This is a genomic window from Paraburkholderia phymatum, from assembly GCF_038900715.1.
Taxonomy (GTDB): Bacteria; Pseudomonadota; Gammaproteobacteria; order Burkholderiales; family Burkholderiaceae; genus Paraburkholderia; species Paraburkholderia phymatum_A.
In genome coordinates, this window is the sequence record NZ_JAYMRZ010000021.1 from 89,845 (window position 1) to 104,008 (window position 14,164).

General features: G+C 62.1%; 17 protein-coding genes and 1 tRNA gene. 16 read left to right on the plus strand and 2 right to left on the minus strand.

The features are described from left to right. Positions 1-118 precede the first annotated feature (118 nt). The 8 genes from hisF (at position 119) to tatC (ending at position 4,579) form a co-directional block, all read left to right on the plus strand. A complete protein-coding gene (gene hisF / locus VSR68_RS31295) occupies positions 119-892 on the plus strand; it encodes an imidazole glycerol phosphate synthase subunit HisF (protein WP_342943504.1) in 774 nt (257 codons plus the stop codon). A gap of 1 nt (position 893) precedes the next feature. Next, complete coding sequence (hisI, locus tag VSR68_RS31300) at positions 894-1,304, plus strand: phosphoribosyl-AMP cyclohydrolase (RefSeq protein WP_342943505.1); 411 nt, start codon at positions 894-896, stop codon at positions 1,302-1,304. Then, positions 1,301-1,675 (plus strand): phosphoribosyl-ATP diphosphatase, encoded by a 375-nt coding sequence (locus tag VSR68_RS31305; RefSeq protein ID WP_152764655.1) that lies wholly within the window; start codon positions 1,301-1,303, stop codon positions 1,673-1,675. Before hisI ends, VSR68_RS31305 begins: the two co-directional genes overlap by 4 nt. Positions 1,676-1,785: 110 nt before the next feature. Next, positions 1,786-2,181 (plus strand): DUF4870 family protein, encoded by a 396-nt coding sequence (locus VSR68_RS31310; protein WP_090871810.1) that lies wholly within the window; start codon positions 1,786-1,788, stop codon positions 2,179-2,181. Positions 2,182-2,227: 46 nt separating this feature from the next. Next, on the plus strand, positions 2,228-2,593 hold the full coding sequence (locus VSR68_RS31315) for a histidine triad nucleotide-binding protein (RefSeq protein ID WP_152764651.1): 366 nt from the start codon (positions 2,228-2,230) through the stop codon (positions 2,591-2,593). Positions 2,594-2,916: 323 nt separating this feature from the next. After that, positions 2,917-3,153, plus strand: coding sequence for a Sec-independent protein translocase subunit TatA (gene tatA, locus VSR68_RS31320; RefSeq protein WP_087736360.1), 237 nt, complete (start codon positions 2,917-2,919; stop codon positions 3,151-3,153). A 58-nt stretch (positions 3,154-3,211) separates the two neighbouring features. After that, a complete protein-coding gene (gene tatB / locus VSR68_RS31325) occupies positions 3,212-3,760 on the plus strand; it encodes a Sec-independent protein translocase protein TatB (RefSeq protein ID WP_342943506.1) in 549 nt (182 codons plus the stop codon). Positions 3,761-3,802: 42 nt separating this feature from the next. After that, positions 3,803-4,579, plus strand: coding sequence for a twin-arginine translocase subunit TatC (gene tatC, locus VSR68_RS31330; RefSeq protein ID WP_342943507.1), 777 nt, complete (start codon positions 3,803-3,805; stop codon positions 4,577-4,579). 186 nt (positions 4,580-4,765) lie between these two features. Here tatC and VSR68_RS31335 read toward each other — a convergent pair whose 3' ends face one another. Continuing rightward, complete coding sequence (locus VSR68_RS31335) at positions 4,766-5,980, minus strand: Do family serine endopeptidase (protein ID WP_152764645.1); 1,215 nt, start codon at positions 5,978-5,980, stop codon at positions 4,766-4,768. Between the two features lie 20 nt (positions 5,981-6,000). Between VSR68_RS31335 and VSR68_RS31340 the strand changes: the two genes are divergently transcribed. The 8 genes from VSR68_RS31340 to VSR68_RS31375 all read left to right on the plus strand — a co-directional run bounded on the left by VSR68_RS31340 (position 6,001) and on the right by VSR68_RS31375 (position 12,441). Further along, on the plus strand, positions 6,001-6,747 hold the full coding sequence (locus tag VSR68_RS31340) for a Nif3-like dinuclear metal center hexameric protein (protein ID WP_342943508.1): 747 nt from the start codon (positions 6,001-6,003) through the stop codon (positions 6,745-6,747). A 219-nt stretch (positions 6,748-6,966) separates the two neighbouring features. Then, positions 6,967-7,584: a ubiquinol-cytochrome c reductase iron-sulfur subunit gene (gene petA, locus VSR68_RS31345; RefSeq protein ID WP_342943561.1), complete on the plus strand. Its 618-nt coding sequence runs from the start codon at positions 6,967-6,969 to the stop codon at positions 7,582-7,584. Next, positions 7,584-8,966: a cytochrome bc complex cytochrome b subunit gene (locus VSR68_RS31350; RefSeq protein WP_342943509.1), complete on the plus strand. Its 1,383-nt coding sequence runs from the start codon at positions 7,584-7,586 to the stop codon at positions 8,964-8,966. The genes petA and VSR68_RS31350 overlap by 1 nt, the downstream gene beginning before the upstream one ends. 23 nt (positions 8,967-8,989) lie before the next feature. Continuing rightward, on the plus strand, positions 8,990-9,742 hold the full coding sequence (locus VSR68_RS31355; RefSeq protein ID WP_342943562.1) for a cytochrome c1: 753 nt from the start codon (positions 8,990-8,992) through the stop codon (positions 9,740-9,742). Positions 9,743-9,837: 95 nt separating this feature from the next. Beyond that, a complete protein-coding gene (locus VSR68_RS31360; protein ID WP_006052302.1) occupies positions 9,838-10,449 on the plus strand; it encodes a glutathione S-transferase N-terminal domain-containing protein in 612 nt (203 codons plus the stop codon). Between the two features lie 70 nt (positions 10,450-10,519). Beyond that, entirely contained in the window at positions 10,520-10,996 is a 477-nt protein-coding gene (locus VSR68_RS31365; protein WP_342943510.1) for a ClpXP protease specificity-enhancing factor, read from the plus strand. Positions 10,997-11,015: 19 nt separating this feature from the next. Beyond that, positions 11,016-11,091: transfer RNA gene (locus VSR68_RS31370), tRNA-Thr, on the plus strand. Between the two features lie 225 nt (positions 11,092-11,316). Further along, complete coding sequence (locus VSR68_RS31375; RefSeq protein ID WP_342943511.1) at positions 11,317-12,441, plus strand: class I SAM-dependent methyltransferase; 1,125 nt, start codon at positions 11,317-11,319, stop codon at positions 12,439-12,441. 134 nt (positions 12,442-12,575) lie between these two features. On the opposite strand, the gene VSR68_RS31380 is transcribed toward VSR68_RS31375, so the two are convergent. Continuing rightward, on the minus strand, positions 12,576-13,847 hold the full coding sequence (locus VSR68_RS31380) for a TIGR03862 family flavoprotein (RefSeq protein WP_342943512.1): 1,272 nt from the start codon (positions 13,845-13,847) through the stop codon (positions 12,576-12,578). Between the last annotated feature and the right edge of the window lie 317 nt (positions 13,848-14,164).

The following is a 14,164-nucleotide window of genomic DNA, read 5'->3' on the forward strand; positions in this document are numbered from 1 at the left end:
GTGCGCACCTTGCGCAGCGTCCCGCGCGCCGGCCCGAAGTCGGACTTTTTCCGCTCTCCTGCGAATCGCGAATGGATGAGCGTCCTCACCAGCGGTATTGGCAAGAACTCGCAAGATCATGGCTTTAGCTAAACGCATCATCCCCTGTCTGGACGTCACGGCTGGCCGCGTGGTCAAGGGCGTGAATTTCGTCGAGCTGCGCGACGCGGGCGACCCCGTCGAAATCGCACGCCGCTATGACGAGCAGGGCGCGGACGAACTCACGTTCCTCGACATCACGGCCACGTCCGACCAGCGCGACCTGATCCTGCCGATCATCGAAGCGGTGGCCTCGCAGGTGTTCATTCCGCTGACGGTCGGCGGCGGCGTGCGCGCTGTCGAAGACGTGCGGCGCCTTCTGAACGCGGGTGCCGACAAGGTCAGCATGAACTCGTCGGCGGTCGCGAATCCGCAGCTCGTGCGCGACGCGACGGACAAATACGGCTCGCAGTGCATCGTCGTCGCGATCGACGCGAAGCGCGTGTCCGCGGACGGCGAGACGCCGCGCTGGGAAGTGTTCACGCACGGCGGCCGCAAGAACACGGGCCTCGACGCAGTGGAGTGGGCGCGCCAGATGGCCGACTTCGGCGCGGGCGAAATTCTGCTGACCAGCATGGACCGCGACGGCACGAAGAGCGGTTTCGACATCGCGCTGACACGCGCCGTGTCGGATGCGGTGCCCGTCCCCGTGATCGCGTCGGGCGGCGTCGGCTCGCTGCAGCATCTCGCCGACGGCATCACGCAAGGCCGCGCGGATGCCGTGCTGGCCGCGAGCATCTTCCACTATGGCGAGCACACGGTCGGCGAGTGCAAGCGCTTCATGGCCGATCAAGGCATTTCGGTGAGGTTGTAACGTGATCAATCCGTCTGAAGTCAGCTGGCTCGACAAGGTGAGTTGGGACGCGAACGGCCTCGTGCCGGTGATCGCGCAGGAAGCGTCGACGAACGACGTGCTCATGTTCGCGTGGATGAACCGCGAAGCGCTGTCGAAGACGATCGAAACGGGCCGCGCGGTCTACTTTTCGCGTTCGCGGCAGCGCCTGTGGTTCAAGGGCGAAGAGTCGGGCCACGTGCAGCAGGTGCGTGAGGTGCGCCTCGACTGCGACGAAGACGTCGTGCTGTTGAAGGTCGAGCAGGTATCGGGCATCGCGTGCCATACCGGCCGGCATTCGTGCTTTTTCCAGAAATTCGAAGGCTCGGCCGATTCGGGCAACTGGGTTGCCGTCGATCCCGTGCTGAAAGATCCCGAACACATCTACAAATGACGCAAAATTCTCAATCGACGGGCGACACGCTTCAGCGCCTGGCCGCCGTCATCGACAGCCGCAAGGGTGGTGATCCCGACGTTTCTTATGTGTCGCGTCTTTTCCATAAAGGCGACGACGCGGTGTTGAAGAAGATCGGCGAAGAAGCCACGGAAGTCGTACTCGCCGCGAAGGACGTGCGCCTCGGCGCGGAACGCAAGGCGCTCGTCGGCGAAGTGGCGGACTTGTGGTTTCATTGCCTCGTGATGCTGTCGCACTTCGATCTGAATCCCGCCGACGTGCTCGCCGAGCTGGAGCGTCGGGAGGGGCTCTCCGGCATCGAGGAAAAGGCCTTGCGCAAGAGCCGCGAACGCGAGCGCAACGGCGACTGAGCCTGTCCGATTCAAGTCACGGCAGGCTCGGGGCCGGAATCGGCGAGACAACGCGACGCAGCACCGGCACAGCAACAGTATCCAGTCGCACCCTCGAGGAGGACGCATACATGGAACAGTCGCAGGGCGGATATCCGCCACCGTCGTATCAGAGCGCAATCGAAATCGACCGGCAGCGCAGCCTGCGCACGCTGACGCATATCATCTACGCGCTCTACGCCGTCTACTGGCTGACGGGCGGGATCTCGGTGCTGATCGCGATCATCCTCAACTACATCAAGCGGCCGGAGACAATCGGCACACCGTACGAAGCGCACTTCGACTGGCAGATCCGCACGTTCTGGATGGGACTGCTCGGGCATCTGATCGGCGTCGCGCTCTTTATTGTGCTGATCGGCGTGCCTATCCTGTGGGCTGTCGCGATATGGACGTTGTACCGTATCATCAAAGGCTGGTTGTTCCTGTACGACAACAAGCCGCTGACGAATCCGCGCAGCTGGTTCTGACAATCGCCGAATGCGGCGCACGCTGCGTTCGGCGTCCATCGAGACCATGAGCCACGATCCGAACTGCCTTTTCTGCAAGATCGCCGCGGGCGAGATCCCGTCGACGAAAGTTCACGAAGACGACGAGTTCGTCGCGTTCCGCGATATCCGCCCAGCAGCTGAAACGCATGTACTCGTGATACCGCGCAAGCACATCGAAACGCTGTCGAATTGCACCGAAGGCGATGCCGCTCTGCTTGGTAAAATGTTGATATTGGTTGCGCGTCTCGCCGAACAGCTGGGTGTCGCGTACAAGGGCGGCCAGACGGGCTTCCGCACGGTCATCAACACGGGACCGGGCGGCGGGCAGGAGGTCTACCACCTGCACGCCCATTTGCTCGCGGGGCCGCGTCCGTGGTTGCGGATGGGGTGAACGCGGGGCGAACGTGGGCCGCTCATGCTGCCGCACATTCGGCGCTGACCCAGACAGTATTAATTCGCCACCCAGGCATTTTGACTGCACACAATGGCGAAACCCGGAGCCGAAGTCGCTGTTTTATGTAGGGATGTAACGACAGCGACCCGCAGACGTGCTCATAATGAGCAAGGGTCCAGGCTAACGGGCGCCGACACGAATTCCGCCTGGTCGGCAGGTTTTACACACGGGGCGCATTCGGAAACCCGCGCTTCGATTCACGCCGCAAGGCACACGATTGCCGTCGCCAGGCACGACGGCGGGGGTTAAGGAGATTTTTCATGGGTTCGTTGAGTATTTGGCATTGGCTGATCGTTCTGCTGATCGTCGCACTGGTGTTCGGCACCAAGAAGCTGCGCAATATCGGCAGCGATCTGGGCGGCGCGGTGAAGGGCTTCAAGGAAGGAATGAAGGAAAGCGAATCGCCTGAGGCGCAGCAGCGTGACCAGCTGTCGCGCTCGAACACCGTCGATGTCGACGCGAAGGAAAAGGCGCCGCATTCCGGCGATTCCCGCTAATCCGGCGCAAGCCACACGCTTGCGCTGACGAGGCGCGCACTGACGGGAAGCTCAATCCATGCTGGACCTCGGTTTGACCAAGATGGCGTTGATCGGCGTTGTCGCGCTGGTCGTGCTCGGACCGGAGCGGCTGCCGCGCGTCGCGCGGACGGCCGGTGCGCTGTTCGGCCGCGCGCAGCGCTATATCAATGACGTGAAGGCCGAAGTCACGCGCGAAATCGAACTCGACGAATTGCGCCGCATGAAGACGGACTTCGAATCGGCGGCGCAAAACGTCCAGTCGTCGATTCACGAGAATCTGCGCAAGCACGAAGCCGAACTGAACGAGGCGTGGGCGCAGGGTACGTCGGTGTCGCCGAGCATTGCAGGCGGCGCGACGGAAAGCGAGGCGTCCGCCACGGCGGATTTTTCCGCCGCATCGGACGGCACGTCCTGGCGCAGCCACAGCGCGTCCGCAGCAAAACGCAAGAACTGGCGCGTCAAGCAGACAGCCACGCCGACCTGGTACAAACGCGCCACGTTGCGGCGCACGCGTGTCCAATCGGGCGCGGCGCGCGTTGCGCAGCATACGCCCGTCAGTCTGCGCCGACCGACACGCTTCTTCTGATCTTCCGATGTCTCGCGCATCAATCTCCTACCGAGGGCCGGTGTGAGCGACCCCCAAAACCAGAACGAAGGCACTGAAGAGACCTTCATCTCGCATCTCGTCGAGCTGCGCGACCGCATCATTCGCGCCGGCATTTCGGTGATCGTCGTGTTCGTCGGGCTTGTGTATTGGGCGCCGGATATCTTCCGGCTGCTTGCACGTCCGCTCATGACCAATCTGCCGAAGGACGGCAAGATGATCGTCACCGACGTCACCGGCTCGTTCTTCGTGCCGATGAAGGTGACGATGCTCGTGGCCTTCGTGATCGCGCTGCCGTTCGTGCTGTATCAGATCTGGGCGTTCGTCGCGCCCGGTCTCTATCAGCACGAGAAGAAGCTGGTCGGGCCGCTCGTCGGCAGCAGCTATACGCTGTTTCTGTGCGGGATGGCGTTTGCGTACTTCGTCGTGTTTCCGACCATCTTTCGCGTGATGGCGCATTACAACGCGCCGCTCGGCGCGGAAATGACAACCGACATCGACAACTACCTGAGCTTCGTGCTGACGATGTTCATTGCGTTCGGCGTGACGTTCGAAGTGCCGATCGTCGTCGTGCTGCTCGTGCGGATGGGCGTGCTGACGGTGAAGAAGCTCAAGGAGATCCGGCCGTATGTGATCGTCGGCGCGTTCGTCGTGTCGGCTGTGGTAACGCCGCCGGACGTGTTCTCGCAGCTGATCCTCGCGATTCCGCTGATCGTGCTCTACGAAGCGGGGATCATCGCGGCGCGTATCTTCGTGAGCAAGCCAGTGACCACGGAGAACGAAGAAAAGGCGGCGAGCTGACGGCCGGTTGTACCGACAAAGGCTCTTCCGGCCGAGTGAACCGCAGTCGCAAGTGAAAGGCGTACATTGACCGGACAGCAAAAAGGGCAGTGCTCCATCGGAGACTGCCCTTTTTCTTTGCGTTGCCGCCGGCTTCGCGGCTGTGGACCGCGTCATATCGCCGCGGCGGGTGGTTTCGGAGCAGGCTTAGCCGCCGTCGTCGCCCTGATCGTCGCCTTCGTCGGACGGCTGCTTCGGCGGCGGCGGGCGCTTGCCGATCATCACCGTCAGATCCATTTCCTTGTTCTTGCGCACCAGATGCACTTTCGCGCCCGTGCCGGGCTTGATCTGCGCGATGACGTTCAGCAGGCGCGTCGTATCGGTGATGTCCTGGCCGTTGACCGATACGAGAATGTCGCCGGGCTTGATGCCCGCCTTGTCGGCAGGGCCGCCTTTCAGCACGCCCGCGACGATCGCCCCCGATTTCTGGTCCAGCCCGAACGATTCGGCGATCTCAGGCGTCACGTCCTGCGGCTCGACGCCGATCCATCCGCGAGTCACGGTGCCCGTCGTGATGATGCTTTCCAGCACGCTGCGCGCCGTCGACACGGGAATGGCGAAACCGATGCCGAGCGAGCCGCCCGAGCGCGAGTAGATGGCCGTGTTGATGCCGAGCAGATTGCCGTTCACGTCGACGAGCGCGCCGCCCGAGTTGCCGGGATTGATCGGCGCGTCGGTCTGGATGAAGTTTTCGAACGTGTTGATGCCGAGATGATTGCGGCCGAGCGCGCTGACGATGCCCATCGTCACCGTCTGCCCGACGCCGAATGGGTTGCCGATCGCGAGCACGACGTCGCCCACGCGCGTCTGGTCCATGCGGCCGAGCGTGATGGTCGGCAGATTGGTCATGTTGACCTTGAGCACGGCCAGATCGGTTTCGGGATCGACGCCGATCACCTTCGCGTCCGTCGTGCGGCCGTCGGCGAGCGCGATTTCGATCTGATCAGCGCCGTCCACGACGTGCTGGTTCGTTAGAATGTAACCTTCCGAACTCACGATAACTCCCGAGCCCAGGTTGGCTGCGGGTTGCTCTTGCTGCTTGCGGTTCCGGTCGCCGAAGAAGTAGCGAAAGAGAGGGTCTTTGGCGCGCGGATCGGGCGGAAGCGATCCGTCCTTGCTGGAAAACACGTTGACGACGGCGGGCATCGCCTTTTGCGCCGCGTCGGCATAGGAATTTTGCACAGCGCCGCCGTTGCCGATCCCGGGTGCTACCTCTCGCAGCGCGACGATCGGCTCGGCCAGTTGCTTGCCGAACTGCCCTTGACGTTGCAGCCATTGCGGTTTGAGGGTCGCAATGATGAACATCAGCGCCAGCAGCACGGTCACCGCCTGGGCGAAGAACAGCCAAAAGCGTCTGAGCATCTGAAAAATTAGAGGGATATATGGATCGGATCGAACTCGAATTGTACTTGAACAATCTCCTTGAAACTCCGCGCTTCAAGGACTATTGCCCGAACGGCCTGCAGGTCGAGGGACGGCGCAAGATCGACAAGATTGCGACAGGTGTGACCGCGTCGCTGGCCTTTCTGGAGGCCGCGCTGGAGTGGGGCGCCGATGCCGTGCTGGTCCATCACGGCTACTTCTGGCGCAACGAGCAGCCGCAGATCACCGGCCGGAAATACCAGCGGCTCAAGGCGCTGATCGCCAACGATTTGAATCTGTTTGCCTTCCATTTGCCACTCGACGATCACCCCGTCTACGGCAACAACGCGCAACTCGGCGCGAAGCTCGGACTGATCGGTGACTCGCGTTTCGGCGAGAACGATATCGGCTGGATGACCACGCTGCCAATGCCGATCACGCTCGCTCACTTTGCCGCACAAGTCGAGCATACGCTTGCTCGGGCTCCCCTGGTGCTCGGCGATCCCGACCAGGAACTACGGCGCGTCGCATGGTGTACGGGCGCCGCGCAAGGCTATTTCGACGCCGCGATCGAAGCGGGCGCCGACGTTTATTTGACGGGCGAAATTTCCGAGCCGATCACGCATATGTCGGCGGAAAGCGGCGTCGCGTTTCTCGCCGCCGGCCACCACGCGACCGAGCGCTACGGCGTGCAGGCGCTCGGCGCGCATCTGTCCGAACAGTTCGAGATCGAACACCTCTTTATTGATATTCATAATCCAGTGTGAATAACAATCCGATTACGCGACAAAAAGGCTTTAAAAACGGAGGAAATGCTTAATAAAGGCCGCAAAAAAGTTTGCGATCCGTGCGGGGAAACCCTGATTTATCAATCACTTCGCACGGTTTTTGGCAATCGGCCCTTGTAAATGCTGACTCCATTCGAGCAAACTAGCGGCGGTAGAGCCGACGTGAAGGAAAAATCCAACTCAGAAGTGGGGCGTGTGATGCGAGACAAGGAAGATGAACGCGTCGATGGCAGCCGCCGTAGCTGGCTGATTGCGACGACCGTAGCAGGTGGCATCGGAGGAGTCGCCACCGTCGTACCCTTTGTTAGTTCGTTTGCACCATCCGAAAAGGCCAAGGCGGCGGGAGCTCCCGTCGAAGTCGATATTTCCAACCTGAAGCCCGGCGACATGATGACCGTCGCATGGCGCGGCAAGCCCGTCTGGATCATCAACCGCACCGACAAGATGCTGGCCGATGTCCAGAAGGCCGACAAAGAAGTCGCCGACCCCGAAACCAAGAACCCTTTTTCGCTGCCCGAACCGGACTACTGCAAGAACGAGTTCCGCTCGCGGACCGATCACAAGAATCTTTTCGTTGCCGTCGCGGTGTGCACGCACCTGGGCTGCACGCCGACGCCCCGCTTTCAGGAGGGCGCGCAGCCGAATCTGCCCGACAACTGGCCCGGCGGCTTCCTCTGCCCGTGCCACGGCTCGACCTATGACATGGCCGGCCGCGTCTTCAAGAACAAACCTGCGCCGCAAAACCTCGATATCCCGCCTTACATGATCACCGGCACCACGCTCGTGATCGGCAAGGACGAGAAAGGAGAAGCGTAATGGCGACAACCGAAAAAGAGTTGGAAGCGACGGGGCTGACCGGCTGGATCGATCGCCGTTTTCCGATGACGGCGACCTGGAAAGCGCACGTCTCCGAGTACTACGCGCCGAAGAACTTCAACTTCTGGTACTTCTTCGGCTCGCTTGCGCTGCTGGTGCTGGTCAATCAGATCGTCACCGGCATCTTCCTGACGATGAACTACAAGCCCGACTCGATGACGGCGTTCGCATCGGTCGAGTACATCATGCGCGAAGTGCCGTGGGGCTGGCTGATCCGCTACATGCACTCGACAGGCGCATCGATGTTCTTCGTCGTCGTGTATCTGCACATGTTCCGCGGGTTGCTGTACGGCTCGTATCGCAAGCCGCGCGAACTCGTGTGGATCTTCGGCTGTGCGATCTTCCTGTGCCTGATGGCGGAAGCGTTCTTCGGCTATCTGTTGCCGTGGGGCCAGATGTCGTACTGGGGCGCGCAGGTGATCGTCAATCTGTTCTCGGCGATTCCGTTCATCGGTCCGGACCTGTCGCTGTGGATTCGCGGCGATTACGTCGTGTCGGATGTCACGCTGAACCGCTTCTTCGCGTTTCACGTGATCGCGATTCCGCTGGTGCTGCTGCTGCTCGTGGTCGCGCACATCGTCGCGCTGCATGAGGTGGGGTCGAACAACCCGGACGGCATCGAGATCAAGGCGAAGAAGGATTCGAACGGCATTCCGCTGGATGGCATTCCGTTCCATCCGTACTACTCGGTGCACGACTTCATGGGCGTGTGCATCTTCCTGATGGTGTTCGCGGCGATCATCTTCTTCGCGCCGGAGATGGGTGGCTATTTCCTCGAAGCGAACAATTTCATTCCGGCAAATCCGTTGCAGACGCCCCCTGAAATCGCGCCCGTCTGGTACTTCACGGCGTTCTACGCGATGCTGCGCGCGACCACGGACCCGTTCAAGATCGTGTTGATGATCGTGATCGGCCTGCTGGGCCTGTTCGCGCTGGTGCGGGCGCGCGGCAAGTGGAAGCTCGGTCTGCCCGTGCTCGCGGTCCTCGTGATTCTGGCGATGGCGTTCACCGAGTCGAAATTCTGGGGCGTGGTGGTGATGGGCAGCGCGGTGGTGTCGCTGTTCTTCCTGCCGTGGCTCGACCGGTCGCCTGTGAAGTCGATCCGTTACCGGCCGTTCTTCCATAAGGTGTTTTACGCGATCTTCGTGCTGGCCTTCCTGACGCTGGCGTTCCTCGGAACGAAGCCGCCGTCGCCGGCCGCGACGCTGATCGCGCAGATTTGTGCGCTGATCTACTTCGCGTTTTTCCTTGGCATGCCGTTCTGGACGCCGCTTGGCAAGTTCAAGCAGCCGCCCGAACGAGTGCGGTTCAAACCCCACTAACTGCGAGCCAGGAGAAAACGAAGATGAAAAAATTGCTTTCGAAGCTCGCGCTGCTCGGCGCAACGGCGCTGGCGCTGTCCACGGCACCCGTTCGCGCGGATGAAATCCCGCTCGACCGCGCGCCCGACAACACCGAAAATATCGCCTCGTTGCAGCACGGCGCTCAATTGTTTGTAAACTACTGCCTGAATTGCCACAGCGCGAACCTGATGCGCTACAGCCGATTGCAGGATATCGGCATTTCGCAGAAGGAAATTGAAAAGAACCTGTTGTTCACGACAGATAAAGTCGGCAATACGATGACGGTCGCAATGCGCCCCGACGACGCGAAAGCGTGGTTCGGCGCGACGCCGCCGGATCTGTCCGTGGAAGCGCGCGCAAAGAACCGCGACTGGCTGTACACGTATTTGCGCGGTTTCTACCGCGATGACACACGGCCGACAGGCTGGAACAATATGGTGTACGAAAACGTGAGCATGCCTCACGTGCTGTGGCAGCTTCAGGGGCAACGAACGGCGAAGTTCGAAGACGAAGTCGACGAAGAGACGAAGGAAAAGGTCAAGAAATTCGTGGGCTTCCAGCAGGTGACGCCGGGGACGATGTCGCCGGTGGATTATGATTCTGCTGTGGCCGACCTCGTGTCGTACCTTTCATGGATGTCCGAACCGACGCAGAAAACCCGTCGTCAGCTTGGCGTGTGGGTGCTGCTGTTCCTCGGCGTTCTGAGCTTTTTCGCCTGGCGACTGAACGCCGCGTACTGGAAAGATATCAAATAGTCACACCGTGACGGGTGTGGGGCCGGCGCAAGGGAAGACCTGCAGGACGGTTTTCCCGCTCGCTGGCCCTTTAAGTTTTTTGAGGAAACGCAAACATGATGGTTCTGTATTCCGGCACTACTTGCCCGTTCTCCCAGCGCTGCCGGCTGGTGTTGTTCGAAAAGGGCATGGACTTCGAAATCCGCGACGTCGACCTGTTCAACAAACCGGAAGACATCGCCGTGATGAATCCGTATGGTCAGGTGCCGATTCTCGTCGAACGGGACCTGATCTTGTATGAATCGAACATCATCAACGAGTACATCGACGAGCGCTTCCCGCATCCGCAACTGATGCCCGCGGACCCCGTCCAGCGTGCCCGCGCCCGCCTGTTCTTGCTGAACTTCGAGAAGGAGCTGTTCGTCCACGTCGGCACGCTCGAAAACGAGAAGGGCAAGGCCGCGGAGAAGAATCACGAGAAGGCGCGCCTCGCGATCCGCGACCGCCTGACGCAACTCGCGCCGATTTTCCTGAAGAACAAGTACATGCTCGGCGAAGAGTTCTCGATGCTCGACGTCGCGATCGCGCCGCTGCTGTGGCGTCTGGATCACTACGGCATCGAACTGTCGAAGAACGCCGCGCCGCTGATGAAGTATGCCGAGCGTATTTTCAGCCGTCCGGCCTATATCGAAGCGCTGACGCCGTCGGAAAAGGTGATGCGCCGCTGAGTTTGAGATTGGCTTCGGGTGGGGCGCGTGGCGCTTCGTTTCACGCGTCTGCCCGGCACGAGGACAGTTGATGCAAGAGATTTCCACGAAGCCGTACCTGCTGCGCGCGCTCTACGAATGGTGTACCGATAACGGCTATACGCCGCATATCGCGGTGCGTGTCGATAACCAGACGCGCGTACCGCGCCAGTTCGTGCGTGACAACGAGATCGTGTTGAACATCAGCTTCGAGGCGACGAGCCAGCTGCAGATGGGCAACGAGTGGATCGAATTCCACGCGCGCTTTTCTGGCAAGTCGCACAAGATCGAGGTGCCTGTCGCGAACGTGCTCGCGATCTACGCGCGGGAGAATGGGCAAGGTATGGCGTTCCCGGTCGAATCGGCAGGCGGCGAGGCGACGGATTCCGAAGACGACGAAACCGTGATCGCTGACGAGCCGGAAGCGGCCGCGGCGGCGGAAAAAGTCAGCGAAACGGATGAAGAACCGCGTCCCGACGACGATGGAACGAAAGGCGGCGGCAGAGGCCACCTCAAAGTCGTGAAATGAAGTAGAATCGCGGTCTTATGCCGGCTTAGCTCATCTGGTAGAGCAGTTGATTTGTAATCATCAGGTGGCGGGTTCGAGTCCTGCAGCCGGCACCAGTATGACCAAAGGGTTGCAGACATTTCGTCTGCAACCCTTTTTCTTTTTGGGACTCCCCAGCCCTGGCTGATCTCCGACACGCTGCAAGTGCGTCGAATACTTGCCTGCCGCGTTCGCCTCGGCGTTGGCCCGCATCGATGTGGCGTTCGTTCAATACAATACGGGCATTGAAACGAGAGCATGCGGCGCGTAAATGCTTGCACCGCCTTCCGCGTCACAGACCTATGACCGATTTTCCCACCTTGACCTGGCCCGAAGCCGACGGCCCGCACTCCGCGCGTTGGCGCTCCGAAGCCGCGGTCCCGCCCGCCAAGCGCGTCGTCATTGTCGACGATCGCACGACGGCCGATGCTGCCTATCGCCTCGCCTGTGAGGGCACCGCGCTGCTGTGGCGCGGCGATTTCCAGAATGCACGCCAACTGTTGCAGGCGATGACTCGCCGGCTGGAGCGCAAGCCGCGCAAGCAGGCCGCCAGTCCGCTGGATGCGTTCAACCTCCACCGGCAAGCGCAGTCGCAGCGCGCACGCACGCTCGGCATGGTGCTGATTCCGCTCGATCGCGACTATACGATCCCGTTGCGCCGCGCGCCCAATGTTCACGAGGCGTGCGAAGAAGTCTACGGACCGCCGACACAGGACCCGTCAATCGTTTCGTTGCGCGAACTGCTTGGCCTGATCGGCGCGCACGAATGGCGCAAGAAGGGCGTCGAGATTCCCGCGCTTCAGGAGCGCATTCATCCGCACTACGGCGTGTTCTCGCCGGTGCGCGGCGAGTATGTAGATCTCGTCGCGCGCACGCCGTTGCCGTCGCTCGAAAAGGCGTTCGATATCGGCGTCGGCACGGGCGTGCTGTCGGCGGTTCTCGCGAAGCGCGGCGTCAAGCGTATCGTCGCGACCGATCAGGACCCGCGCGCGCTGACATGCGCGAAAGAAAACCTGACGCGCCTCGGCTATGACAGGCAGGTCGAGATCGTCGCAGCGGATCTGTTCCCCGAGGGACGCGCGCCGCTCGTCGTCTGCAATCCGCCGTGGGTGCCGGCGCGTCCCGCATCGCCGATCGAGAACGCGGTGTACGACTATGAGAATCGGATGCTGCTCGGTTTTCTGAACGGACTTGCCGATCATCTCGAGCCGCAAGGCGAAGGCTGGCTGATTCTGTCCGATTTCGCGGAACATCTCGGCATGCGCACGCGCGACTGGCTGCTCGCCGCAATCGACAAAGCGGGTCTTACCGTCGTTGGGCGCGAGGACATCAAGCCGCGTCATCCGAAGGCGACAGACACGACGGACCCGTTGCACACGGCGCGCGTCGCCGAGGTCACGTCGCTGTGGCGGCTCAAAGCCAAATGAAGCGCTGATTGCGCAAGCGGGCGCACGCAGACGGAAGCTGCCGCAAACAGACGGAAGCGGGCGCAAACGGAAGCGACCGCAAGCAGACGGAAGCGCGCGCAAGCAGACAAAAGCGGCCGCAACCGAGCCAAAGCTCAGCGCTTCAACGCCTCGACATAATCCAGCGCGCCGCGCCCCGCGACGAGTCCGCTCGCGAAACAGGCCGTCAACAGATAGCCGCCCGTCGGCGCCTCCCAGTCGAGCATCTCGCCCGCGCAGAACACGCCGGGCAACTGCCTCACCATCAACGCGCGATCGAGCGCTTCGAATGGAACGCCGCCCGCGCTGCTGATTGCTTCGTCGATCGGGCGCGTGCGCGCAAGCCGAAGCGGCAGCGACTTGATCGCGTGAGCGAGCTTTGCGGCATCGGTGAAATCGTTCTTTGACAGGCATTCGTGCAGCAAGCCGAGCTTCACGCCCGCAATGCCGATGCGGCTATGCAGGTGACTCGACATCGAGCGCGAGCCGCGCGGCCGCGTCACTTCATCGATCACGCGCTGCGCCGTCAAGCCAGGCGCGAGATCGAGCCGTATCGTCGCGCCGCCTTCGGCGAGCAGGCGGTCGCGAATCGTCGACGAGAGCGCATACACGAGACTCCCTTCAATCCCCGTCGACGTCACGACGAACTCACCTTGTCGATGCTGTACAACGCCGTCCACGCCTTCGACGCTGATCGACACCGACTTCACCGGCTGGCCCGCGTAGCGCTCGCGGAAGTAGTCGCTCCAGTCGGCGTCGAAGCCGCAGTTCGTGGGCAACAGCGGCGCGACCGGGACATCGCGCGCTTTCATCAGCGCGACCCACGCGGCATCGGAGCCGAGGCGCGCCCAGCTGCCGCCGCCGAGTGCGAGCACCACGGCGTCGGCGGCGACGTCCAGCTCGCCTGCGGGTGTCGCAAAGCGCAGGCTGCGCGCGTCGTCGGACGAAGACGACCAGCCGGTCCACTTGTGCCGCATATGAAAGCGCACGCCCGCTTCCCTCAGCCGATGAAGCCACGCGCGCAGCATCGGCGCGGCTTTCATGTCGGCCGGAAACACGCGCCCCGAACTGCCGACGAACGTCTCGACGCCAAGCTCATCGAGCCACGCGCGCAGCGCATGCGGTCCGAATGCGTCGAGCAGCGGCGCGATGTCCGCGCGGCGCTTGCCGTAACGATCGAGAAATGGCTCGATCGGCTCGGAGTGCGTGATGTTCATGCCGCCTTTGCCCGCCATCAGAAACTTGCGGCCGACGGACGGCATGGCGTCATACACATCGGCGCGCACGCCGCCGCGCGCCAGCGCTTCGGCGGCCATCAGCCCCGCTGGGCCGCCGCCGATAACGGCAACGCGGACATGATCCTGGACGTGATCGGGCGAGTTCGACATCGGCTTGAGGCGGTGACGGAGTGAGTGAGAAGCGCGGCAAAGCGCGCGGCGCGAAGGCCGGTATTGTCCCACCGGCCTGGGAACGCGGCAAACCGGCAGCAGACCGGCCGCAGACCGGCAGCAGACCCGCCGCAGACCCGCCGCAGACCAGTCGCAGACCAGCCGCAGACCAGCCGCAGACCCGCCGCAGACCCGCCGCAAACCCGCCGCAAACCCGCCGCAAACCCGCCGCAAACCCGCCGCAAACCCGCAGCAAACCCGCAGCAAACCCGCAGCGGCCTCGCGCGGCGACCCACGCGACCTATACTTTTCTCACA